We start from the raw sequence: 21969 nt of genomic DNA, 5'->3' as shown, positions 1-21969 counted from the left end.
GCGCGAAGCAGGGGGGTGGCTGTGGGGGGCATAAGTAGTCGTCAAGCCGTAACCATCGCAAGGACCATCGCAATTAGCGGGGCGCTCGAATGAACGCGCCCGCCGACCGTGAACACCGGTTCCGGACGCCCGCCGTGGCCGGCCATGCCGCGCGGCTGCCCGAACAAGCGTTCGGAGTCGCGGGCGGCACAGTGCTCAGTGCGGCGTTCGGGGGAACTCCACATCGAAGTCATCGCTCCGGGCCTCTCGTCGGATCCACGGTCGTGTCGGTCGCTCGGGACTGATCCGACGTTGGCACGTCCCGCCGACATTTCCCCGCAACGCACTCGGCGTGTCTCGAAAGTGGTATTGGAATGGATGCCGGATGGCCGCATAACGAACACTTTGCCGAGTTGTGAAATGACTCACACGACGGGGTGGGAATCACCATACCGATCATTGACACCATCCGTGCCGCACGACACGGGCGGCGTGGCGCGCCCTCTCCCCGTCGTCCGTCCCGATGGCCGCCGAGAGCGGCGGGTTGGGGGACCGGCCGGTGTGCTGACGTGGGACGCTTGGAGGGTGAATCCCCAGCTGGCCGACTCCGCCTTTCTCCGCGCCTGCCGGCGCGAGCCTGTCCCGCACACGCCCGTCTGGTACATGCGCCAGGCCGGCCGGTCGCTGCCCGAGTACCGCAGGGTGCGCGAGGGCATCCCCATGCTCACCGCCTGCGCCACGCCGGACCTCGTGGTGGAGGTCACCATGCAGCCGGTCCGCCGGTACGGCACGGACGCGGCGATCTTCTTCAGCGACATCGTCGTCCCGCTGAAGGCCATCGGGGTCGACCTGGACATCAAGCCGGGCGTAGGGCCGGTCGTGGGGTCGCCGATCCGGGACCACGCCGCCGTCGCCGCCCTGCGCCCCCTTGAGCCGGTCGACGTGCCGTACGTCACGGAGGCCGTGCAGGCGCTCGTCAAGGAGCTCGACGGGATCCCGCTCATCGGCTTCGCGGGCGGCCCCTTCACGCTGGCGTCGTACCTCATCGAGGGCGGCCCCTCGAAGAACCACGACCGCACCAAGGCCATGATGTACGGCGAGCCCGACCTGTGGCACGAGCTCATGGAGCGGCTGACCGCCATCACCCTGGCCTTCCTCCGCGTGCAGGCCACCGCGGGCGCGTCGGCCGTCCAGCTCTTCGACTCCTGGGTCGGCGCGGTCGCCCCCGCCGACTACCGGACCTACGTGCTGCCGCACACCAGCGCGATCTTCGCCGGCCTGGCGGACCTCGGCGTGCCGCGCATCCACTTCGGGGTCGGAACGGGCGAGTTGCTCGGCGTCATGGGAGAGGCCGGGGCCGACGTGGTCGGCGTCGACTGGCGCGTGCCGCTCGACGAGGCGGCGCTGCGGGTGGGGGCGGCCAAGGCCCTCCAGGGCAACCTCGACCCCGCGATCCTGCTCGCCCCCTGGGAGGTCGTCGACGAGCGGGCCCGCGACGTCGTGGAGCGCGGCCGGGTGGCGGAGGGCCACGTGTTCAACCTCGGACACGGCGTGCTCCCGTCCACCGACCCGGACCAGCTCGCCCGGCTCACCGACCTCGTCCACGAGATCTCGGTCCGCTGAACCTCGGTCCCCTGAGCGGCTGAGCGGTCACCGCTCAGCGCGGCCCGGCGCGCGGCGTCTGGTCGGCGCGCGGCGCGGCCGGCTGCCGCGGCAGCGCGTTGATCTGCGGTCACCGCTCAGCCGGGCGGCGCCTTTGAGGTTCCGGGCCCGCCCGCCTACTCCTGCTCCTGCTCGTGCTCGCGCTGCCCGGGCGTGGGGGAGCCGGGCTCCCGCCCCGGCGAGTGGGCCACCCCCGCGTGAGCCGGCTCCGCCGTACGGGATTCGAGGCCGGGTGACGGCGGGACGGGGGCCGGCGCGGGGGACGCTCCCGCCGTACGGCGAGGCCTTCCGCGGCGCAGCACCAGCACGACGACCAGCCAGACGACGGCGACTATCAGGAGCCAGGGGAGCAGTGCGCCGAGCACGGTCAGCGCGACCTCGGTCGATCTCACCAGGGCCTTCCACCCGCCCTTGAGACCGGAGACGAAGCCCGACTCCTTCTCCTTCGGCTTGGCGGGCGCGGGCGCCGGACCGGTGAGGGTGAGGGTGACGGTCGCCATGCCGGTCTGCGCGGCGAGAGTCTTCTGCCTGGCCTGGAGCGCCTCCAGGTCGGCCTCGCGGCTGGAGATCTCCCGCTCGATCTCCAGGATCTCGCCGATCTTGTTCGCCTTGGAGAGCAGCGTGCGGAACTGGTCGAGCGTGGACTTGGCCGACCGCACCCGGCTGTCCACGTCGGCCACCTCCTCGGTGACGTCCTGCGCGCCCTGGTGCAGCGACTCGCGCTTGCCGAGGTCGCGGCCGAGCTGTGCCAGGACCTCCTGGTAGCGGGCCGGCGGGATCTTGAAGGTGATGACCGCCTCGTCGCGCCGGGAGTAGGAGTCGCTCTTCTCCTCCGCGACGTAGCCCCCGGCGGCTGTCACGAGTTGCTTGGCCTTGTCCGCCGCGGCCGCCACGTCCGTGGCCCGGACCGTCAGCTCGGCCGTGTAGACGATCGACCGATCGACCGGCTCCATCTTCAGCGGGGCCTGGTCACGCGTGGTGTCCGCCCCCGCCCGCGCGTCCTCGGCCAGGGCCGGCTCCCGCTTGGCGTAGGACCCCTCCGCGGCCCCGTCTGCGCCCCCCGCCGTGGGCGCCACGGGAGCGGCCGCGCTCCGGGCCGTCCCGCCACTGTCGGCCACGCTGCTGAGGGACTCGCCGCTGCCGCACCCGGAAATCATGAACGCCGCCGCGGCCAGGGCCGCCATTCCGTACCGGAATCGTGTCATGCCCTTAAGACGGCGCGCCGGGGACGCCGGTTTGGCGGCGGCCGTCACGATGACGTCACGGGTCCGTCGCGGTCGTGCGGCGCCGCCGGACGCGCGGGCGGAGTCTGTGGCGCGTGTGCCGGCAGAGGTACGGCGGGTGTGCCGGCAGAGGTGCAGGCGGGCGGTGCCGATGTGGTGCCGGTGTGGCGCAGGTGTGGTGCCGGTGCGTCGCGCAACACGTCCACGGCGGTGAGAGGCCCGGCGCTCGGGGCCGGTAGCTTTTGCGTATGGACGGGACTCCTGGTCGTCATGTGGTGGTCGTGGGGGCCGGCATCGCCGGTGTGACCGCCGCCTTCCACCTCAGCCGCGGCGACGCTCGCCTGAGGATCACCGTGCTCGACGGCGCCCCGCGGATCGGCGGCAAGCTGCACGCCTCCGAGGTCGCCGGCGTCGAGGTCGACGCGGGCGCCGAGGCCATGCTGGCGCGGCGGCCCGAGGGCAAGGAGCTGGCGCGGCTGGCCGGGCTGGGCGACACGCTGGTGGATCCGGGCACGACCCAGGCCGCGATCCTGTCCAGGGGCTCGCTCCGCGGCCTGCCCAAGGGGCAGGTCATGGGCGTCCCCTCGGACCTGCTCGCGCTCGCGAGGTCGGGGATCCTGTCACCGGGCGGCCTCGCCCGGGTGCCGCTCGACGAGATCCTGCCGCCGACGCTCGTGACCACGGACGTGTCGGTGGCGGCCTACATCCGCGCCCGGATGGGCGGCGAGGTCGTGGACCGGATGATCGAGCCGCTGCTGGGCGGGGTCTACGCGGGCCGTTCCGACATGCTCTCCCTCGAGGCCACCATGCCGCGGGTCGCCGCCGCCGCGCGCACCGAGCGGTCGCTGCTGCGGGCCGCCAGGACGATCGTCGAGGAGGCGCCCAAGGACGCCGGGCCGGTCTTCACGACCCTGAGGAACGGCCTGGGCGGCCTGCCACAGGCTGTGGCGAAGGCCTCGGGCGCGGAGGTCCGCACCGGCGTGATGGCCCGCGAGCTCGCCCGTACGGCCGACGGCTGGCGGCTGGTCACCGGCCCGACCCGGGATGAGGAGGTCATCGAGGCCGACGCCGTCGTCCTCGCGGTCCCGGCCGCCGCCGCGTCGCGGCTGCTGGCGCGCGAGGTGCCGAAGGCGGCGGCCGAGCTGGCCCGGATCGAGTACGCCAGCATGGCCATCGTCACGCTGGCCTACCCCAAGTCGGCCTTCCCCGAGCCCCCGTCCGGCAGCGGCTACCTGGTCCCGCCCGTCGAGGGCAGACCGGTGAAGGCCGTGACCTTCAGCACCACCAAGTGGCCGCACCTCGCCGAGGCCGACCGCAACCTCGTCATCCTCCGGTGCTCGCTCGGCCGCCTCGGGGAGGAGGCCGTGCTCCAGCGCGACGACGCGGAGCTGGTGGCTCTGGCGATGAACGAGATGGCCGAGATCATGGGGGTGCGGGGGCTGCCGATCGACACCCGTGTCACGCGGTGGGGCGGGTCGCTCCCGCAGTACGACGTGGGCCACCTCGACCGCGTGGCCCGCGTCCGCGCCGCGATAGCCGTACAGCCGGGCCTTGCCGTGTGCGGTGCGGCCTACGACGGGCTCGGCATCCCGGCGTGCGCGGCCACGGCCCGTACGGCCGCCGCCCGCGTCCTGGAGCATCTGAAGTCCCGGACGCCGGCCGGGGCGGGAGAGGAAGCGGACCGGTGACGCGGCAGAATGGCGGTATGACGGACGGCACCCCGCGGCCCAAGGCGCGTGATCTGAACCAGGTAATCCGCTACACGATGTGGTCGGTCTTCCGGCTGCGCGACCACCTCCCCCCCAACCGCGACGGCCTCGCCGAGGAGCTCGACGAGCTGCTGGCGCAGTCGGCGGGCAAGGACGTGGTGACCCGGGGCTGCTACGACGTCTCGGGGTTCCGCGCCGATGCGGACTTCATGTTCTGGTGGCACGCACCGTCGGCGGAGGACCTGCAGGAGGTCTACACGCGGTTCCGCCGCACCGCGCTCGGCCGCGCGAGCGAGCCGGTCTGGTCGGCCATGGCGCTGCACCGGCCCGCCGAGTTCAACAAGTCGCACATCCCGGCCTTCCTCGCCGAGGAGGAGCCGAGGGGCTTCGTGTGCGTCTACCCGTTCGTACGGTCCCTGGAGTGGTACCTGCTGGACGACTCCGAGCGCAGGGCGATGCTGGCCGAGCACGGCAAGATGGCCCGCGACTACCCCGACGTGCGGGCCAACACGGTCGCCTGCTTCGCGCTCAACGACTTCGAGTGGATGCTGGCGTTCGAGGCCGACGAGCTGCACCGCATCGTTGACCTCATGCGCCACCTCCGGGGGGCCGAGGCGAGGCGGCACACCCGGATCGAGATCCCGTTCTACACGGGGACCCGCAAGCCCGTCACCGAGCTCATCGCCGCCCTTCCCTGACGGCGACTCCGGCCCCCGCCCGCCGCCAGGCCCTACCAGGCATGAAAGGGGGAGCGCCCGTGGAAGAGCACGTCTGGTTTCCGGCCGGTGCCCGTCCCTTGAGTGAAGGCGCCACGGTCCGCCTGCTCGACGGTCGCCGATGCCGGACCAAGGAGTCTCTGTTCGACCATTGGGCCGAGCGGCTGGCGTTCCCGAGCTACTTCGGCGGGAACTGGGATGCGTTCGAGGAATGCCTGACCGACTTCCTGCACGCGGGCGTCCCGGGAGCGGGGTCAGGAGCGGGACTGGTTCTTCGCGTCGAGCACGCCGGTGACCTGCTGATCGAAGGATCCGACGACGATTTGAGGGTTCTCGCCGACATCCTCCGGACCGTTGTCGCCGAATACCGCCGGCCTGGCCGGCCGGACGCCGTCGTCGAGCTGACCGACGACGAGGCCCGGATCGTGGCCCTGAGGCGGCAGCTGGAAAGCAGGGGCTCCGGCGGCGTCACCGGGTGAGACCCCCGAGGGTCTGTCCACGACCTACCCGCCGGCGGAGGCTCCGCAGGCCATCGCGCATTTCGCGGGCGGCACACTGGGCAAGGTCGGCATCGCGGTGTAAAGCGGCCCGGGCGTGGGCGGGAACACGTTCGTAATAATCTCCACGAGCCTCTACCACGGGTGGCCCTTCTCGCCCACGTCACCGTCGCCTCGGGTTCCCGGAATGCGGTCGGATGACCGTACGGGGCCGGGGCGTCGTCCTGCAGCGCGGTCCCTCCCGGTAGCCGGACGAAAGGAACGGAATGCGGCGTACGCGAAGCGTCCTCGCGCGGAATCTCGCTCTCGTGCTGAGCCTCGCGACGGCCCTCGTCGTTGCCCTCGTCGTTGCCCTCGTCATGGGGACGCTCGCCGGGCCGGCGTCCGCGAGCCTTTCCCGGAACGACCCGCGGACGACGGCCACGCCCGCCACCGTCTCCGTGGCGATCATCCGGAGCGACGGCCGCGATGACGCGATCCGGGCGTACGGCTGGGCGGCCGCCCTCGGATTTCCGAGGTACCGGCATGTGTGGGCGGTGGGACACGGCTACTGGAACTCCGGTGGCGCGTTCCGGAACCGTGAAGGGCTGCTCCCCTCGGGAGGGGGTCACGATCGCCCGTCTTACTACGAGTACGACATGCACAGCCGCCCGCGGAACACCCACAGGGACGCCTACCGGATCGTGGTCGATCTCAACCACCGCGACTGGGCCGGGAACTTCACCACCTGGTACACCACCGACCATTACGGGACCTTCCGCCGGCTGTACTGAGAAGGGCGGGGCCGATGTCCCGGCGGCCGGGGATTCAGCGCGAGCGCGGCGTCCAGCGGATCGCCCTCCCGATGGCGCCGGCCGCCGCCACGAGCGCGCAGGCCAGCCCGAACACCGCCCAGGCCATGACGGTCCGCGGCGTCACGGCACCCTCCTCAGATCGCGACCGGCCCCTGTTGAGCCCCTATTGGCTCATGGCGGCCATCCCGGGAGCACGGGAGAATTCCCCCCTCTGACGGGACATCGATGAGGAAGCTTGCGCGAAATGTCGGAAACGGTCGTCTGATCGCCATGTCTTTGCCATACTGTGACGGGATCTCCGCGTTCGAGTGAGGCATGGTGTCGACTGGTCTGGCACGTTCCAGGGGGCGCCGCCGGAAAAGGCGGGCCAGGGCACGAGTGGTTGAGGTTTCTCTGGGGGTCGCGGCCTTCACGGCGGGGGCGCTCGTGGTCGCCGGTCAGGTGACCCATCCGGGCTCCTCGGCCCCGGCGGGTACGGCTTTCGCGCCCGTGCCGTCGAGCAGCCCGGCGGGCGAGCTGACCGTGGCCAGCGTGGACACCGGAGAGAAGACGGAGAAGGCCGCGAAGAAGGCATCGGGCCCGTCGAAGTACACCGACAAGAAGGCGGTCGCCTACTTCCGCGGCAAGTGGAAGGACGGGCCGGCCGCCAAGGTGCGGGACATCCGGACGACGGGCCGATACCTGCGGATCTACACGAGCCTGCCGGAGGACGCGGGCAACTCCAAGTCCGCCATCACGCTGTGCAGGCGCGGGCTGGAGTACCTGTCCGAGCAGGGGGAGCCGAACCCCGTGGTCTTCGTCCAGGCCGAGTTCGGCGAGAACGGGAACCCGGTGCTCGCGAACATCCTCGGCCCGGACGACACCGACTGCCGGGTCAGCGCGCCCAAGCCGAAGTGATCACTCCCGGGAGCCCGTCCTACTCGGCGGGCTCCAGGGTCAGGGAGACGGAGTTGATGCAGTAGCGGTCGTCGGTGGGGGTGGGGTAGCCCTCACCATGGAAGACGTGCCCGAGGTGCGAGTCGCACCGGGCGCAGCGGACCTCCACCCGCCGCATGCCGAGCGAGTCGTCCTCCAGGAGCGTGACGGCCTCCGACTTCGACGGCTCGAAGAACGACGGCCATCCGCAGTGCGAGTCGAACTTGGTGTCCGAGCGGAACAGCTCGGCGCCGCAGGCGCGACAGGAGTAGACGCCCACCGTCTTGGTGTCGACGTACTCGCCGCTGAAGGGACGCTCGGTTCCCGCCTGCCGGAGGACGCGGAACTCCTCGGGCGACAGTTGCGCCCGCCACTCGGCGTCGCTCTTGATGACCTTGTCCATGGTTCACCAGCCTAAGCGTGGCGGCCCCTCTCGGGGATTACGTACTGAGAACCACATGGACCCGGGGGATCTTCCCGCAAGAGTTCTTTCGGGCGAAGCATCCTTTCGCCCTTCTTTTGGCGTCTTCACTGATGAGGGGGCTGATCGTCCTCCCTGAGGGGGAAGGCAGCCCGTCCCGCCGTCATGGCGGCGACGCGCCCTACCCGTGCTGGGCGCCGCCGGGCGGCAAGAGGATGCCGCCCCACGGGTGGCCCGTTGTGGTCCGTCCCGTCGCGATCGCAGCGAGCGCGTCACGCGCGCCGCGCGTTCCGCGACCCGAGCTCTACGCCACAAAAGCGGGAGAGCTCGCGGGAGCTCCCGGTCCGGCCGCCGTTGGCAGCCCGGGACGGACCCCCTCTTCCCGGGTAGTGTCCGAACCATGGCTTCGCCGTACATCGAACTCGACGTCAACGGGCGCACCGTCAAGGTCACCAACCCGGACAAGATCTACTTCCCCGCCATCGGGGCCGCCAAGCGCGACCTGGTGGAGTACTACGTGAGCGTCGGGGAGGGCGCGCTCCACGCCGTCAGGGACCGGCCGACCTACCTCAAACGGCACCCGGACGGCGTCGAGTCGGAGGCGATCTACCAGAAGCGGATGCCCAAGCACCCCGACTGGATCGAGACCGTCACCGTGACGTTCCCCAGCGGGCGCTCGGCCGACGCCTTCTGTCCGACGGAGGTCGCCGCGCTCGCCTGGTGCGCCAACCTCGGCACGATCGACTTCCACCCCTGGCCCGCGCGCCGGCCCGACCTCGACCACCCCGACGAGCTGCGCATCGACATCGACCCGCAGCCGGGCACCGGGTTCGACGAGGCCAGGAAGGTGGCCTTCGCCGCCCGGGAGGTGCTCGCCGAGCTGGGCATGGAGGGCTTCCCGAAGACCTCAGGCAACCGCGGCATCCACGTCAACATCCGCATCGCGCCCCGCTGGACCTTCACCGAGGTGCGGTACGCCGCGATCGCCTTCGCCCGTGAGGTGGAGCGGCGCCTGCCCGATCTCGCGACGACGGCCTGGTGGAAGGAGGAGCGGGGCGAGAAGGTCTTCATCGACTACAACCAGAACGCCAGGGACCGCACGGTCGTCGCCGCCTACTCGGTCCGCGCCCGGCCGGAGGCCACCGTCTCCGCGCCGGTGACCTGGGACGAGCTCGCCGGTTGCGACCCCCGCGACTTCGACATCAGGACCATGCCGGAGCGGTTCGCCAAGCTGGGCGACGTCCACCAGGCGATCGACGACCAGGCGTTCTCCATCGACACGCTGCTGGAGTGGTACGCGGCGGACGGCCGGGGCGACATGCCCTACCCGCCGAACTACCCCAAGATGCCCGGCGAGCCCAAGCGCGTCCAGCCGTCCAAGGCCCGGGAGTAAGCGGCCGGTTCGCTACCTCCTCCCACTTCACCGTCCGTCATCGTCCAACGGCAGCGGGGCCCAGGGTGAATGGAACCGTTACGCGGCCTGCCGTGCTTCCCCCGTGCTTGCCCGCGCTGCCGTTTCGTCGGGCCGGTGTGCCACTGTAGAGGGCGTGCGCCGCATACATCCCGACGTCCAGGACGAACCCGCCCTCGTCGCCGCCTACGCCTCACCGCGCGAGGAGTGGCTGCGGCTCAACATGGTGACCAGCGCCGACGGCGCGGCGTGGCTCAAGGGGCTGTCCGGCGGCCTTTCCAGCAAGGCGGACAAGCGGATCTTCGGCGTCCTGCGCGGCCTCGCGGACGTGGTGGTCGCCGGCGCGGCCACCGTCCGCACCGAGGGGTACGGCCCGGCCCGCCCGCGCGAGTCCTGGCTCGCCATGCGGGCGGGGCGGACGCCCGCGCCGCCGATCGCCGTCATCACCCGGCGGCTCGACCTCGACCTCGCGAGTCCGCTGTTCACCGAGGCCGAGCCGTACGCGCGGACGATCGTCATCACGACGGAGTCGGCGCCGAAGGACCGGCGCGAGGAGGCGGCCAGGAACGCCAAGGTCATCATCGCGGGGGACGACCGGGTCGACATGGCGACAGCCGTGCGGGAGCTGCGCGAACGCGGGCTGGGCAGGATCCTGTGCGAGGGCGGCCCGCGGATCAACGCCCAGCTCGCCGCCGCCGGGCTGGTCGACGAGCTCTGCCTAACGATCAGCCCGCAACTCGTCGGCGGCGACGCCGCCCGCATCCTGAACGGCGTGGCGTCGCCGAGCCCGATGGTCCTCGCACAGGTCCTCGAAGAGGAAGGCTTCCTCTTCTGCAGATATGTCAGAGAGGTGGGCGATGAACCTTCCGCTTGATGCCCTCCCGGCCGACCGGATGAACCTGCCGGTCCAGCCGCCCGTCGCGCCTATGCTCGCCAAGGCGGTCAAAGGCATGCCGCCCCAGGACGGCACGCTGTACTACGAGCCCAAGTGGGACGGCTTCCGCTGCATCGTGTTCCGCGACGGCGACGAGGTCTACCTGGGCAGCCGCAACGAGCGGCCGTTCACGCGCTACTTCCCCGAGCTGGTGGAGGCGGTCAAGAACGAGCTGCCGCCGCGGTGCGTCGTGGACGGCGAGATCGTCGTCATCGGCGGGCAGTCGCTCAACTTCGACGTCCTCCAGCAGCGCATCCACCCGGCGGCCTCGCGGGTGAAGCTGCTCTCCGAGCAGACCCCCGCGTCCTTCGTGGCCTTCGACCTGCTCGCGCTCGGGGACGAGGACCTGATGGAGGCACCGTTCTCCGAGCGGCGGGCGCGCCTGGAGGAGATCGTCGTCAAGGCGGGCGGCTCCGTCCGGCTCACGCCCGTCACCCAGGACGAGCGGCAGGCGGCCGAATGGTTCGACATGTTCGAGGGCGCCGGGCTCGACGGGATCATCGTCAAGCCGGGGGAACTTCCGTACACGCCGGACAAGCGGGTGATGTTCAAGGTCAAGCACGAGCGGACGGCCGACTGCGTCGTCGCGGGCTACCGCGAGCACAAGACCGGCCCGATCGTGGGCTCGCTGCTGCTCGGGCTGTACTCGGACGACGGCCGGCTGCACCACGTGGGCGTGGCCGCGTCGTTCCCGATGAAGCGCCGGGAGGAGCTCGTGGAGGAGCTCGCGCCGTACCGGATGGAGGACCTGAGCGAGCACCCCTGGGGCTCGTGGGCCGAGTTCGCGGCGGGCGGGTCGGACGGCCAGCGCCTGCCGGGGGCGGTGTCGCGGTGGAACGCCAAGAAGGACCTGTCGTTCATCCCGCTCCGGCCCGAGCGGGTCATCGAGGTAGCCTACGACCACATGGAGGGCGACCGGTTCCGGCACACCGCCCAGTTCCGGCGCTGGCGGCCGGACCGCACCCCGGAGTCCTGCACCTACGAGCAGCTCGAAAGGCCCGTCGTCTTCGAGATCGACGACATCCTGCGGCGATAGGTGCGGATGGCCTCGCGGGCCGAGCAAGCGTACGCTTGGTCCCCGTAACGGTCTCGTTCCGTACGGCTGACGCGGGAGTGCAGGCATGTCCGAAGGCATCACCGGCAGCATCGCGGAGTCGCGTGAAGAGTTCCGCAATCTCATCGGCGGCGAGCTGGTGGCCGCCGCGGACGGGCGCACGCTCGACTCGGTCAACCCGGCGACCGGCGAGGTGTGGGCCCGCGTCCCGGCGAGCGGCGCTCCCGACGCCGACGCGGCGGTGCTCGCCGCCCGAGAGGCCCTCCCGGGATGGGCGGGGATGCCCGCCCTCGGCCGCGGCCACTTCCTGCGCGCGGTGGCCGACGTCTTCACCCGGCACGCGGAGGAGCTGGCTCGGATCGAGACCCGTGACAACGGGCGGATCATCCGCGACACCCTGAGGAGGGACCTCCCGGGGATGACCTATCTGTGGCAGATCGCCGCGGGCGAGGTCATCGACGCCGTCAAGGGGGAGAGCGTCATCCTCGGCCCCGACTCGTGGGGCTTCACCCGGCGGGAGCCGTACGGCGTGGTGCTGGGGATCATCCCGTGGAACTCGCCGATCTCGACGTTCTCCGCCAAGGCGGCGTACGCGCTGGCGGCGGGGAACACGGTAATCATCAAGCCGGCCGAGCAGGCGTCCGCGTCCGTGCTGCGGCTGGGCGAATTGCTGGCCGGTGTGCTGCCGCCGGGCGTCCTCAACATCGTCAGCGGCCTCGGCGAGGAGGTGGGCGACGCGCTCGTGCGGCACCGCGGCGTCAACAAGATCAGCCTCACCGGCTCGACCCAGACAGGCCAGGTCATCACCCGGGCCTCGGCGGACGCGCTCAAGCCGCTGACGTTCGAGCTCGGCGGCAAGTCGCCCAACATCGTCTTTCCGGACGCCGACCTGGACGCCGCCGCGCAGGGCGTCACGGTCAACTCGATCTTCACCGGCAACGCGGGACAGGTCTGCGTCGCCGGATCTCGCATCCTGATCCACCGCTCGGTCTGGGACGAGATGATCGGCCGGATCACCGCCATCGCCGGCGGCATGACGCTCGCCGACCCGCTCGACATGGCCACCACGATGGGCCCGATCGTCTCGGAGGGACAGTTCGAGCGGGTCACCGGCTACCTGGAGATCGCCGAGAAGGAGGGCGCCGAGCGGGTCTTCGGCGGCCGGTCGGGGGCCGAGGTCGTGCCCTCGATGCCCGGCGGCTACTGGGTCGAGCCGACGCTCCTCACGACGGCCGACAACTCGCTGCGCGTCTGCCAGGAGGAGATCTTCGGGCCGGTAGCCGTGGCCCTGCCGTTCGAGACCGACGACGAGGCGCTCGCCATCGCCAACGACTCGCCGTACGGCCTGGCCGCCGGGCTGTGGACCCGCGACCTGGGGCGGGCGCAGCGGTTCGTCCGCGACCTGCAGAGCGGCACGGTGTGGGTGAACACCTTCCGCCAGATGCCTCCCGGGCTGCCCTTCGGGGGCGTGAAGGACAGCGGCTACGGCCACGACGCCGTCCTGGCCTACACACGCGAGAAGGCGGCCATCATCCAAACCTGAACCCCGGCGTGATCATGCACAGGTTCACGGCGTGCCTGGTCCCCGGCAGCGTGATCATGCACGGATTCCCGGCGACCCTCCCAGGCTGCGCATATTCGTACGTGATCATGCGCGGACGATTCACGTGCATGATCACGTGCGGTTGTCGCGCAGGTCACGGTGCCGACCTGGGAACCTGTGCATGATCACACCCCAGGAGGCGGGGTGATCACACCACAGGGGGCGGGGTGGAGTCGCAGCGGAGGATCTGGAGGGACCGGTCGGTCACCGAGACCTTGGCGCCCGCCGTCCACGTGTCCTCGGAGTACGGATCGTCGCGCGGCCCCTCGTCGGCCGTGTCGAGGACGAGCCGCCAGCTCGGCCCGAACTCCGGCCCGGGGAGGGTGAACGCCAGGTTCTCGTGGTGGGCGTTGATCAGTAGCAGGAACGAGTCGTCCGTGATCTTCTCCCCGCGCTGGCCGGGCTCGCTGATGGCGTCGCCGTTCACGAAGACCGCGAGCGACTTGGCGTAGCCCGCGTGCCAGTCGGCGTCGCCCATCTCCTGGCCCGACGGGGTCAGCCAGACGATGTCGCGGGTGCCGTCCTGGATCTTGCGGCCGTGGAAGAACCGGCGCCTGCGGAACACCGGGTGCTCGCGCCGCAGGGCGGCCAGCGTCCGGACGAAATCCAGCAGTTCGCCCTCCTGCCTGACCACCGACCAGTCGACCCAGGAGACGTCGTTGTCCTGGCAGTAGGCGTTGTTGTTGCCGTGCTGGGTCCGGCCGAACTCGTCTCCGGCGAGCATCATCGGGACGCCCTGGGAGACGAAGAGGGTGGCGAGGAAGTTGCGGCGCTGCCGCCTGCGGAGCCGTACGATGCCGGGATCCTCGACGGGCCCTTCGGCGCCGCAGTTCCACGACCGGTTGTCGTCGCTGCCGTCGCGGTTGCCCTCGCCGTTGGCCTCGTTGTGCTTGCGGTTGTAGGACACGAGGTCGGTGAGCGTGAAGCCGTCGTGGCAGGTGACGAAGTTGATGGACGCCACCGGCCGGCGGCCGCTCGTGGCGTAGAGGTCGCTCGACCCGGTCAGCCGCGAGGCGAACTCGGGCATGGTCCGGGAGCTGCCCCGCCAGAAGTCCCGCACCGCGTCGCGGTATTTCCCGTTCCACTCCGTCCACAATGGCGGGAAATTTCCGACCTGGTAGCCGCCGGGGCCGACGTCCCACGGCTCGGCGATCAGCTTGACCTGAGAGATGATCGGGTCCTGCTGGATGAGGTCGAAGAACGCGCTCAACCGGTCCACGTCGTGCAGCTCCCGGGCCAGCGCCGCGGCGAGGTCGAAGCGGAACCCGTCAACGTGCATGTCGAGGACCCAGTAGCGCAGCGAGTCCATGATGAGCTGCAGCGCGTGCGGCGAGCGGACGTTGAGCGAGTTGCCGCAGCCGGTGTAGTCGAGGTAGTAGCGCCTGTCCTCGTCGTGCAGGCGGTAGTAGGCGACGTTGTCGAGCCCCCGGAAGCCGAGGGTCGGTCCCATGTGGTCGCCCTCGGCGGTGTGGTTGTAGACGACGTCGAGGATCACCTCGATCCCCGCCTCGTGCAGCGCCCGGACCATCGCCTTGAACTCCTGGACCTGCTCGCCGCGCTGCCCCGCGCTGGAGTACGCGTTGTGCGGCGCCAGGTAGGCGATCGTGTTGTAGCCCCAGTAGTTCGTCAGGCCCCGGGCCACCATGGCGTGCTCGGGCACGAACTGGTGGACCGGCATGAGCTCGACCGCCGTCACGCCGATCGACTGGAGGTGCTCGATCACCGCGGGATGGGCGAGGCCCGCGTAGGTGCCGCGCTGCTCCTCGGGCACCTGCGGATGCCGCATGGTCAGGCCGCGTACGTGCGCCTCGTAGATCACGGTCTCGTGGTACGGCGTGCGCGGCGGGCGGTCGTTGCCCCACTCGAAGAAGGGGTTGACCACCACGTTCTTCGGCATGTAGGCCGCCGAGTCACCGGTGTTGAGCTGCCCGGGATCGGCGAAATGGTAGGAGAACAGCGACTCGTTCCACCGCACCGAGCCCTCGATCGCCTTGCCGTACGGGTCGAGGAGCAGCTTGGAGGGGTTGCAGCGGTGCCCGTGCTCGGGCTTGAACGGCCCGTGGACGCGGAAGCCGTACCGCTGGCCGGGCATGATCCCCGGCAGGTAGCCGTGCCAGACGAAACCGTCGACCTCCGGCAGGTCGACGCGGGTCTCCCCGCCGTCGTCGTCGAAAAGGCACAGCTCGACCCGCTCGGCCACCTCCGAGAACACCGAGAAACTGGTGCCCACGCCATCCCAGGTAGCGCCGAGCGGGTACGGCTCTCCAGGCCAAACTTCACGCATGTAACCTCATTCTCCTCTCCCGCGGCCAATCGCGCACCAAGGAAGATTCGCCCGTAACGGGCGGGAGAAGTGAGAGCCCCCGACCGGAACGATGGGACTGGTCCGGACGGGGGCCTTGGTGGTCGGTCAGCCGACGAGCTCGGCGTTCAGCGTGATGGTGGTGCCGGCCAGGGCCTTGCTGACCGGGCAGTTGGCCTTGGCCGTCTGGGCCGCCTGCTGGAAGTCCTCGGCGGAGATGCCGGGCACCTGGGCGCGGACCGACAGGACGATCCCGGTGATGCCCTCACCGGGCTGGAAGGTCACGTCGGCCTTGGTCTCGACGGACTGCGGCGGCGTCCCGGCCTGGGCCAGGCCGTGCGACAGCGCCATCGAGAAGCACGACGAGTGAGCCGCGGCGATGAGCTCCTCCGGGCTCGTCTTGCCGTTCGCCTGCTCGGCTCGCGAAGGCCAGGAGACGTCGAAGGTGCCGACGCCGGAGCTGTTCAGCGAGACGGTGCCGGAGCCGTCGAGGAGCGCGCCCTTCCACTGGGTCGTCGCGGTACGGGTGGTCGCCATGGCGATGTCCCTTCAGTCGTGAGTCTTATCCATCAGTGACCTTAACGCCGCCGCCGCACCGGACGGGAAACCGGCGCCCCGCTCCACCGCCGTGATCATGCACGGGTTCCCGTGCATGCCTCGCGACCTGCCTACTCCCATGCCGTGATCATGCGCACTTTCCCGAACATCCCCGCCTGCCTGCGGCTTCGCCGTACGTGATCATGCACTGGGCGGCGCGATCACGATGCCGTACGCGCCTGGTGAGCGCGGTGCTCGGCCCGGACCAGGTCCTCCACGGCGGCCTTGAGTTCGAGGAACTCGGGGGTGCGCTTCATCTCCAGCGACCGCGGCTCCGGCAGGTTCACCGCGATGTCCTGGCTTATCCGGCCGGGGTCGCTGGACAGCACGAGCACCCGCTGCCCGAGGAACACGGCCTCCTCGACGTCGTGGGTCACCATGACGATCGTGGAGCGGTGGGCCGGGTCCGCGGGCGCGTGCGGCGCCTCCCCAGCCGCCAGAGGGGCCGTCAGCGGGGCCGTCAGCGGGTCTGTGCCGACGTCCTGCCACACCTGCCGGATGAACAGCTGCATGTCCTCCTTCGTCTGCACGTCCAGCGCCCCGAACGGCTCGTCGAGCAGCAGGACGCGGGGGGAGCAGGCGAGCGCCCGGGCGATCGACACCCGCTGCTGCTGCCCGCCGGAGAGGCGGCCGGGGAGCACCGTCGCGAGGTGCCCGAGGCCGACCTCGTCCAGCAGCCACCGGACGCGCTCCTGGCGCCGCCCGCGCGGCACGCCCAGCGCCTCCAGGCCGAACGCCACGTTGTGCGCCACGTCCCGCCACGGGAACAGGGAGGCGGTCTGGAAGACCATGCCGCGGTCCGGACCCGGCCCGGCGACCTCGTGGCCGTCCAGCAGCACCCGCCCGGCCGTAGGGCGGGAGAGGCCGGCGATGAGGCACAGCAGGGTCGACTTACCCGATCCGCTCGCCCCGACGACGCAGACGAACTCGCCCGGGGCGACCGCCAGGTCGACGTCCTGGAGCACCGGCCTGCCCGCCGTGAACTCCTTGGTCAGCCCCTCGATCCGGAGCCCGGCCGTGGGAATCGAGGACGTCATTGCGTCCACCGCCCGACGCGCGAGCGGAGCAGGCGCAGCGTGATGTCGATAGTGAGCCCGATCAGTCCGATGACGACGAGGATCGCGAAGATCCGGTCGGTCTGCAGGAACCGCTGCGCCCGGGTGATCCGGTAGCCGAGGCCCGACGTGGCCGCGACCAGTTCGGCGACCACCACGAAGTTCCACGCGGCGGCCGCGTTGACCCGCATGGCGTCGATGATCCCGGGCAGCGCGTACGGCAGGACCACCCGCGAGGCCACCCTGAGACGCGACGCCCCGAGCGTCGCCGACACCTCCAGCAGCCGGTAGGGCACCTGCCGCACGGCGTCGGCGGTCATCAGCGTGTTGAAGAACACCACGCCGAGGACGAGCAGCGCGATCTTGGACGGCTCGCCGATGCCCAGCCAGATGATCAACAGGGGGATGAACGCCGAGGCCGGCAGGTAGCGCAGGATACCGATGACGGGTTCGAACAGCGGCTGGGCCCAGCCCAGGGTCCCCATGGCGAACCCCACGGGCACCGAGATGAGCACGGCCAGGCCGAAGCCGGCGCCGATCCGGCCCAGGCTCGCCAGCAGGTCGGACGGCAGGTCGCCGCTCTGCGCCATGGTCACGCCGGCCGTCCAGACCGCCGAGGGTGACGGCAGGAACGTGGGGTCGACCACGCCGCCCGCGCTCAGCGCCCACCATGCGGCCAGCGGACCCAGGATCGACAGCGCCCGCAGGAGCCAGGCCGTACGCGGGGACACCGAGGTGGTGAGGAGCCTGACGCGGGCCGGGGGCGGCGGAGGGGCCGCCGGGCGGCCGTCAGGTGGCGCGATCGTGTTCTCCGATACCGATTGCATGATCATCATCCACGCGACGCCTGGTGGGAGGGCATGACCGGGAATCCGTGCATGATCACGACCGGGGGAGGGGCAGGTGAGGACGGGTCCCCGGGAACCCGTGCATGATCACGGCGGAGGGGGGTCATGGCTGGACTCCCTGGACGAACTGGGGGGCGATGAGGCCGTCCAGGGGCGGTGCGGAGTCCACCAGCTTCGTGGAGACCAGGAAGTCGGAGATCCGTTTGGCCTGGTTCGCCAGGTCCCCGCCGAAGGCCTGACGGTTCTGCTCCAGCGAGAAGACCGTCGTGCCCTTGTCGTACGACTCGTAGTCGGGAACGCCCACCCCGTCCCGCTTCGCCATGATTTCCATGGCCTTCGGCCGGTTCGCGGCGATCCACGCGGTCGTGTCGAACCAGGTCTTCACCAGGGCCTGTACGGCTTTCGCGTCCCGGCTGATCAGGTCGCGGGTGACCACCAGGTGGTCGGGGATGGCCCCGGGGAAGTCGGTCGAGGTGGCGATGGCCCGGCTGCCCTTCAGCTTAAGGGCGGTGGTGGTGAACGGCGCGAACACGCCCACGGCGTCGACCTGGCCCGAGACGAAGGCCGCCGCGGCCGCGTCGGTCGCCAGCGGCTGGAACTTGACGTCGGCCTCGGTCAGCCCCGCCTTCTCCAGCGCCAGCAGGAGCAGGTAGTGGTCCACCGTCCCCTGCTCCGCCGCGACCGTCTTGCCCTTCAGGTCGGCGAGCGAGGAGATCCCGGGGCGGGCGATGATCTGGTCGTTGCCGGTCGAGTTGTCGTTGACCAGCACGATGCTCTGCTTCGCGCCACCGGCGACCGACGCGAGCGTGTCGTTCAACGTCTGGCTGTTGGCGTCGATCTTCCCGGTGGCCAGCGCGTTCAGCGAGTCGGTGTAGCTGTCGAAGTACTTCAGCTCGACGTCCACGCCGTTCTTCTTGAACAGGCCCTCCTCCTCGGCGACCTGCCAGGGGAGCCAGCCGGGCCAGGCGCTGAAGCCGAGCGTGATCCTCGTCCCGCCGCCGGCGGATCCCGTGCCGGCCTGCTCGGGCGAGGCGCAGGCGGTGACGACGGAGATCAGCAGGACGACGGAGACGGCGGCGTGCCAGACAGTGGGCGGTAAACGGCGTGACATCACGCCACCCCCTTCTTCTTGGGGAGGTGACCCGCGCGGACGAGGCACCCGAGGGTGTCGCAGATCACACGGGTGGCGATGAGCGAGGTGATCTCCGCGTTGTCGTACGGCGGGGAGCACTCGACGACCTCGATCCCGGCGAGCGGCCGGGCGTCGGCGATGAGCTGGATGAACTTGAGGACCTCGCGGGGGAGGAACCCGCCGGGCTCGGGCCAGCCGGTGCCCGGAACGAAGGCGGCGTCGAGGCAGTCCACGTCGAACGACAGCCAGACGGCCTCGGCGCCGTCCCAGGCGACCTCCAGGGCCCGCTCGGCGGCGGCCTCGATGCCCATCTCGACGCAGTCGGTGACCGTCATGATGGTGGTGCCGCGCTCCCGGCCGACCTTCACGCCGGGACGCGGGGCCTGCCAGCCGCCGATACCGATCTGGACGAGGTTCTTGGCCGGCACGTTCGGGATGTCCGTGGCGTGGAACCACGGCGTCGTGTGCATCCGCTCGTCGAGGTCCGTCTCCTGGGTGTCGACGTGCCGATCGAAGTGAATGATGCCGACATTTCCGGAAACGTGCTCGGCGATGCCCCGGACAGTCGGGTAGCCGATGGAGTGGTCCCCGCCCAGGACCACGGGGAAGGCGCCGCTCTCGAAGACGTGCGAGACGCCCTTGCTGATCTGGTCGAACGTCTTCTCGATGTTCGCCGGGATCGTGAAGATGTCGCCCAGGTCGCAGATGGTGATGGACTCCCGGAGGTCCACGCCCAGCTCGAAGCTGTACGGGCCATAGAGAGCGGAGATCTTGCGGATGCCCTGCGGCCCGAACCGGGTCCCCGAGCGGTAGGTCGTGCCGCCGTCGAAGGGCGCGCCGAGCACGGCGACGTCGTACTCCCCGCAGCGCCGCACGTCCTCGACGTACGGAGCCTTGAGGAAGGTGTTGATCCCCGCGAAGTGCGGCAGCTCGCCCCGCGAGAACGTCGGGATCGTCCGATCGACGATCGAGTCGGCTCCCTGCAGGCCCAGCTCCAGGCCGCGCTCGATCTCACGCTGGTGCATGGTGGTGGGCAGCTCGGCCTCACGCTCGACGGCGTATCTCGCCTCGGGACCGTAGTTGTGGTGAAGGTGTCCCACGGGCACTCCTCAATGGGGAAGCCTCATGCGCAGAGGCAATGACTTGCCTCCCGGGCTTTTGTCCCGCCGTGGAACGGCTCACGCGAGCCGCCTGCACCTCTTGGACCAGCCGAACGGAACCCTAGGTGCGCCCCACCGTCGGCCGGTGGGTCCCCTTCATGACACCGGCGCTCTGTTTCCGCTCGATTAACGGCATGTAGCCGTCCCGTGACCCCTGCGCATGACCCCTACAGGGCCCGCTCGATGACGGCGTCCAGGTCCAGGCCGCCGGGCAGGGTGCCGAACGACCGGCCCCAGTCGCCGGAGAGGCGGGAGGCGCAGAACGCGTCGGACACGGCCGGGGGCGCGTGCCGTACGAGCAGGGACGCCTGGAGGACGACGGCCATCTCCTCGGCGACGCGGCGGGCGTCGGCCTCACCGGCGGAGGCGACGGTCTTGAGCACCCGCTCGGACGCCTCGCTCACACGGGGGTCGCCGGCCAGCGCCACCTCGGCGAAGAACGCCTCCAGCGCCTCGGGCTCCCGCGCGAGGGCCCGCATCAGGTCGAGCGCGGCCACGTTGCCCGAGCCCTCCCAGATGCCGTTCAGCGGCGACTCCCGGAACAGCCGCGGCATCTGCGACTCCTCGACGTACCCGTTGCCGCCCAGGCACTCCAGCGACTCGGCCGCGTGGACGGGGGCACGCTTGCACACCCAGTACTTCGAGGCCGCGAGAGCCGTACGGCGGAACAGGCCCTCGGCGGCGTCGCCGCGCACCGCCCGGTCGGTCGCCCCGGCCAGGCGCAGCATCAGCGTGGTCGCCGCCTCGGACTCCAGCGCCAGATCGGCCAGCACGTTCCGCATCAGCGGCTGCTCGATCAGCTTCTTGCCGAAGGCCTTGCGGTGCCGGGCGTGGTGGAGCGCCTGGACCAGGCCGTGCCGCATGCCGGCGGCGGAGCCGATCACGCAGTCGAGCCGGGTCATGTTGACCATCTCGATGATCGTCCGCACGCCCCGCCCCTCCTCGCCGACGAGGTACGCCACGGCGCCGTCGTACTCCACCTCGGCGGAGGCGTTCGACCGGTTGCCCAGCTTCTCCTTGAGCCGGACCAGCCGCATCGCGTTGCGGGAGCCGTCCGGCAGCACGCGGGGCAGCAGGAAGCACGACAGGCCGCCGGGGGCCTGGGCCAGCACGAGGAACACGTCGCACATGGGGGCGGAGTTGAACCACTTGTGCCCGGTCAGGGCGAAGCTCCCGTCGGCGAGCGGCTCCGCCCTGGTGGTGTTGGCGCGGACGTCTGAGCCGCCCTGCTTCTCGGTCATCGCCATCCCCGCGAGCACCCCGCGCTTGTCGTGGGCGGGCCTGAGCCCGAAGTCATAGGTCCGCGAGGCGAGGAGCGGCTCCCACTCCGACCTGAGCGCCGGGGAATGCCGGAGGGCGGCCACGGCGGCGTACGTCATCGAGATCGGGCATCCGTGCCCGGCCTCGACCTGGGACCAGGTGAAGAACTTGGCCGCCCGCGCCACATGGGCGCCGGGCCGGGCGGAGGTCCACGGCGAGGCGTGCAGGCCGCACTCGACCGCGACGGCCATCAGCTCGTGCCAGGCCGGGTGGAACTCGACCTCGTCGATCCGGTGGCCGTAACGGTCGTGCGTCCGCAGCACCGGCGGGTGGTCGTTGGCGAGCCGCCCCCACTCCTGCGCCTTCGCCGATCCGGCCAGCAGGCCCAGCTGGTGGAGCTCTCCCGTGGCCCAGTCCGCGCCCTCCCGGGCCATCCCGTCGAGCAGCGCGCGGTCACCTGAGACGTCGTGCCCGATCAGCGGGGGTACCTGGTTGATCACGTCGTGGGTCACTGAGGGCCTCCTGGCTGATTGTCGTAATTCATCTCAACATCTTTGGCGAAGAAAGAAACGGCCGGGTCGCCGGGCGAAGCTCCAAAGAAGGCGCGGCGGCCCGAGAAGGAGGCCCGGCGGCCCAAGACGAGGGCTGAACACGGCGGCCCAAGACGGGGGCTGAACGCGGCGGCCCAAGACGGCGT

At 70.7% G+C, this 21969-nt stretch carries 19 protein-coding genes and 1 riboswitch; of the genes, 10 read left to right on the top strand and 9 right to left on the bottom strand.

Annotated elements, in window-relative coordinates; translation table 11 throughout:
* Positions 1 to 564: 564 nt before the first annotated feature.
* Complete coding sequence (gene hemE / locus ABH927_RS09885) at positions 565 to 1602, top strand: uroporphyrinogen decarboxylase (protein WP_370020080.1); 1038 nt, start codon at positions 565 to 567, stop codon at positions 1600 to 1602.
* 155 nt (positions 1603 to 1757) lie between these two features.
* Here the strand turns inward: hemE and ABH927_RS09880 are convergent, their stop codons facing one another.
* The gene (locus ABH927_RS09880; RefSeq protein ID WP_370020079.1) at positions 1758 to 2846 is read right to left on the bottom strand and encodes a DUF4349 domain-containing protein; all 1089 of its coding nucleotides are present in this window, start codon (positions 2844 to 2846) and stop codon (positions 1758 to 1760) included.
* Positions 2847 to 3112: 266 nt separating this feature from the next.
* On the opposite strand from ABH927_RS09880, the gene hemG reads away from it, so the two are divergent.
* The 5 genes from hemG (at position 3113) to ABH927_RS09855 (ending at position 7477) form a co-directional block, all read left to right on the top strand.
* Positions 3113 to 4552 carry a protoporphyrinogen oxidase gene (gene hemG, locus ABH927_RS09875; protein ID WP_370020077.1) on the top strand — a complete coding sequence of 480 codons (1440 nt, stop codon included), beginning with the start codon at positions 3113 to 3115 and terminating at the stop codon, positions 4550 to 4552.
* A 17-nt stretch (positions 4553 to 4569) separates the two neighbouring features.
* Complete coding sequence (gene hemQ / locus ABH927_RS09870) at positions 4570 to 5271, top strand: hydrogen peroxide-dependent heme synthase (protein WP_370020075.1); 702 nt, start codon at positions 4570 to 4572, stop codon at positions 5269 to 5271.
* Positions 5272 to 5330: 59 nt separating this feature from the next.
* Positions 5331 to 5768 (top strand): barstar family protein, encoded by a 438-nt coding sequence (locus ABH927_RS09865; RefSeq protein ID WP_370020074.1) that lies wholly within the window; start codon positions 5331 to 5333, stop codon positions 5766 to 5768.
* 284 nt (positions 5769 to 6052) lie between these two features.
* Positions 6053 to 6559 carry a ribonuclease domain-containing protein gene (locus ABH927_RS09860; RefSeq protein ID WP_370020072.1) on the top strand — a complete coding sequence of 169 codons (507 nt, stop codon included), beginning with the start codon at positions 6053 to 6055 and terminating at the stop codon, positions 6557 to 6559.
* A gap of 399 nt (positions 6560 to 6958) precedes the next feature.
* Positions 6959 to 7477, top strand: coding sequence for a hypothetical protein (locus tag ABH927_RS09855; RefSeq protein ID WP_370020070.1), 519 nt, complete (start codon positions 6959 to 6961; stop codon positions 7475 to 7477).
* Positions 7478 to 7496: 19 nt separating this feature from the next.
* Here ABH927_RS09855 and msrB read toward each other — a convergent pair whose 3' ends face one another.
* Complete coding sequence (msrB, locus tag ABH927_RS09850) at positions 7497 to 7898, bottom strand: peptide-methionine (R)-S-oxide reductase MsrB (RefSeq protein ID WP_370020068.1); 402 nt, start codon at positions 7896 to 7898, stop codon at positions 7497 to 7499.
* 418 nt (positions 7899 to 8316) lie between these two features.
* On the opposite strand from msrB, the gene ligD reads away from it, so the two are divergent.
* From ligD to ABH927_RS09830, 4 genes are all read left to right on the top strand, one after another.
* The gene (gene ligD, locus ABH927_RS09845) at positions 8317 to 9309 is read left to right on the top strand and encodes a non-homologous end-joining DNA ligase (protein WP_370020066.1); all 993 of its coding nucleotides are present in this window, start codon (positions 8317 to 8319) and stop codon (positions 9307 to 9309) included.
* A gap of 154 nt (positions 9310 to 9463) precedes the next feature.
* On the top strand, positions 9464 to 10201 hold the full coding sequence (locus ABH927_RS09840; protein WP_370020065.1) for a pyrimidine reductase family protein: 738 nt from the start codon (positions 9464 to 9466) through the stop codon (positions 10199 to 10201).
* A 19-nt stretch (positions 10202 to 10220) separates the two neighbouring features.
* The gene (locus tag ABH927_RS09835; RefSeq protein ID WP_370020236.1) at positions 10221 to 11297 is read left to right on the top strand and encodes an ATP-dependent DNA ligase; all 1077 of its coding nucleotides are present in this window, start codon (positions 10221 to 10223) and stop codon (positions 11295 to 11297) included.
* An 85-nt stretch (positions 11298 to 11382) separates the two neighbouring features.
* On the top strand, positions 11383 to 12858 hold the full coding sequence (locus ABH927_RS09830) for an aldehyde dehydrogenase (RefSeq protein WP_370020063.1): 1476 nt from the start codon (positions 11383 to 11385) through the stop codon (positions 12856 to 12858).
* Positions 12859 to 13066: 208 nt separating this feature from the next.
* Here ABH927_RS09830 and glgX read toward each other — a convergent pair whose 3' ends face one another.
* The 7 genes from glgX to ABH927_RS09795 form a co-directional block, all read right to left on the bottom strand.
* Complete coding sequence (glgX, locus tag ABH927_RS09825; RefSeq protein ID WP_370020062.1) at positions 13067 to 15202, bottom strand: glycogen debranching protein GlgX; 2136 nt, start codon at positions 15200 to 15202, stop codon at positions 13067 to 13069.
* A 126-nt stretch (positions 15203 to 15328) separates the two neighbouring features.
* Entirely contained in the window at positions 15329 to 15757 is a 429-nt protein-coding gene (locus ABH927_RS09820; RefSeq protein ID WP_370020061.1) for an OsmC family protein, read from the bottom strand.
* 221 nt (positions 15758 to 15978) lie between these two features.
* Positions 15979 to 16854 carry an ABC transporter ATP-binding protein gene (locus tag ABH927_RS09815; RefSeq protein ID WP_370020059.1) on the bottom strand — a complete coding sequence of 292 codons (876 nt, stop codon included), beginning with the start codon at positions 16852 to 16854 and terminating at the stop codon, positions 15979 to 15981.
* Positions 16851 to 17699 carry an ABC transporter permease gene (locus ABH927_RS09810; protein WP_370020058.1) on the bottom strand — a complete coding sequence of 283 codons (849 nt, stop codon included), beginning with the start codon at positions 17697 to 17699 and terminating at the stop codon, positions 16851 to 16853. The genes ABH927_RS09815 and ABH927_RS09810 overlap by 4 nt, the downstream gene beginning before the upstream one ends.
* Before the next feature lie 124 nt (positions 17700 to 17823).
* Positions 17824 to 18831, bottom strand: a complete 1008-nt coding sequence (locus tag ABH927_RS09805) for an ABC transporter substrate-binding protein (protein ID WP_370020057.1) — start codon at positions 18829 to 18831, stop codon at positions 17824 to 17826.
* Positions 18831 to 19952: an agmatinase family protein gene (locus ABH927_RS09800; RefSeq protein ID WP_370020055.1), complete on the bottom strand. Its 1122-nt coding sequence runs from the start codon at positions 19950 to 19952 to the stop codon at positions 18831 to 18833. Before ABH927_RS09800 ends, ABH927_RS09805 begins: the two co-directional genes overlap by 1 nt.
* Before the next feature lie 45 nt (positions 19953 to 19997).
* Positions 19998 to 20088, bottom strand: a riboswitch (guanidine-I (ykkC/yxkD leader).
* Positions 20089 to 20179: 91 nt separating this feature from the next.
* A complete protein-coding gene (locus tag ABH927_RS09795; protein WP_370020053.1) occupies positions 20180 to 21784 on the bottom strand; it encodes an isovaleryl-CoA dehydrogenase in 1605 nt (534 codons plus the stop codon).
* Positions 21785 to 21969: the final 185 nt, after the last annotated feature.

The sequence above is a fragment of the Planotetraspora sp. GP83 genome (assembly GCF_041262585.1).
Lineage (GTDB): Bacteria > Actinomycetota > Actinomycetes > Streptosporangiales > Streptosporangiaceae > JAOEGB01.
This window is presented reverse-complemented; position numbering and strand designations above follow the sequence as displayed.

Bases quoted from the DNA above. Each gene is read 5' to 3' on its own strand.
- ABH927_RS09880 (WP_370020079.1), bottom strand. From the start codon at position 2,846: ATGACACGATTCCGGTACGGAATGGCGGCCCTGGCCGCGGCGGCGTTC.
- hemG (WP_370020077.1), top strand. From the start codon at position 3,113: ATGGACGGGACTCCTGGTCGTCATGTGGTGGTCGTGGGGGCCGGCATC.
- hemQ (WP_370020075.1), top strand. From the start codon at position 4,570: ATGACGGACGGCACCCCGCGGCCCAAGGCGCGTGATCTGAACCAGGTA.
- ABH927_RS09860 (WP_370020072.1), top strand. From the start codon at position 6,053: ATGCGGCGTACGCGAAGCGTCCTCGCGCGGAATCTCGCTCTCGTGCTG.
- msrB (WP_370020068.1), bottom strand. From the start codon at position 7,898: ATGGACAAGGTCATCAAGAGCGACGCCGAGTGGCGGGCGCAACTGTCG.
- ligD (WP_370020066.1), top strand. From the start codon at position 8,317: ATGGCTTCGCCGTACATCGAACTCGACGTCAACGGGCGCACCGTCAAG.
- ABH927_RS09835 (WP_370020236.1), top strand. From the start codon at position 10,221: ATGAACCTGCCGGTCCAGCCGCCCGTCGCGCCTATGCTCGCCAAGGCG.
- ABH927_RS09830 (WP_370020063.1), top strand. From the start codon at position 11,383: ATGTCCGAAGGCATCACCGGCAGCATCGCGGAGTCGCGTGAAGAGTTC.
- glgX (WP_370020062.1), bottom strand. From the start codon at position 15,202: ATGCGTGAAGTTTGGCCTGGAGAGCCGTACCCGCTCGGCGCTACCTGG.
- ABH927_RS09820 (WP_370020061.1), bottom strand. From the start codon at position 15,757: ATGGCGACCACCCGTACCGCGACGACCCAGTGGAAGGGCGCGCTCCTC.
- ABH927_RS09815 (WP_370020059.1), bottom strand. From the start codon at position 16,854: ATGACGTCCTCGATTCCCACGGCCGGGCTCCGGATCGAGGGGCTGACC.
- ABH927_RS09810 (WP_370020058.1), bottom strand. From the start codon at position 17,699: ATGCAATCGGTATCGGAGAACACGATCGCGCCACCTGACGGCCGCCCG.
- ABH927_RS09805 (WP_370020057.1), bottom strand. From the start codon at position 18,831: ATGTCACGCCGTTTACCGCCCACTGTCTGGCACGCCGCCGTCTCCGTC.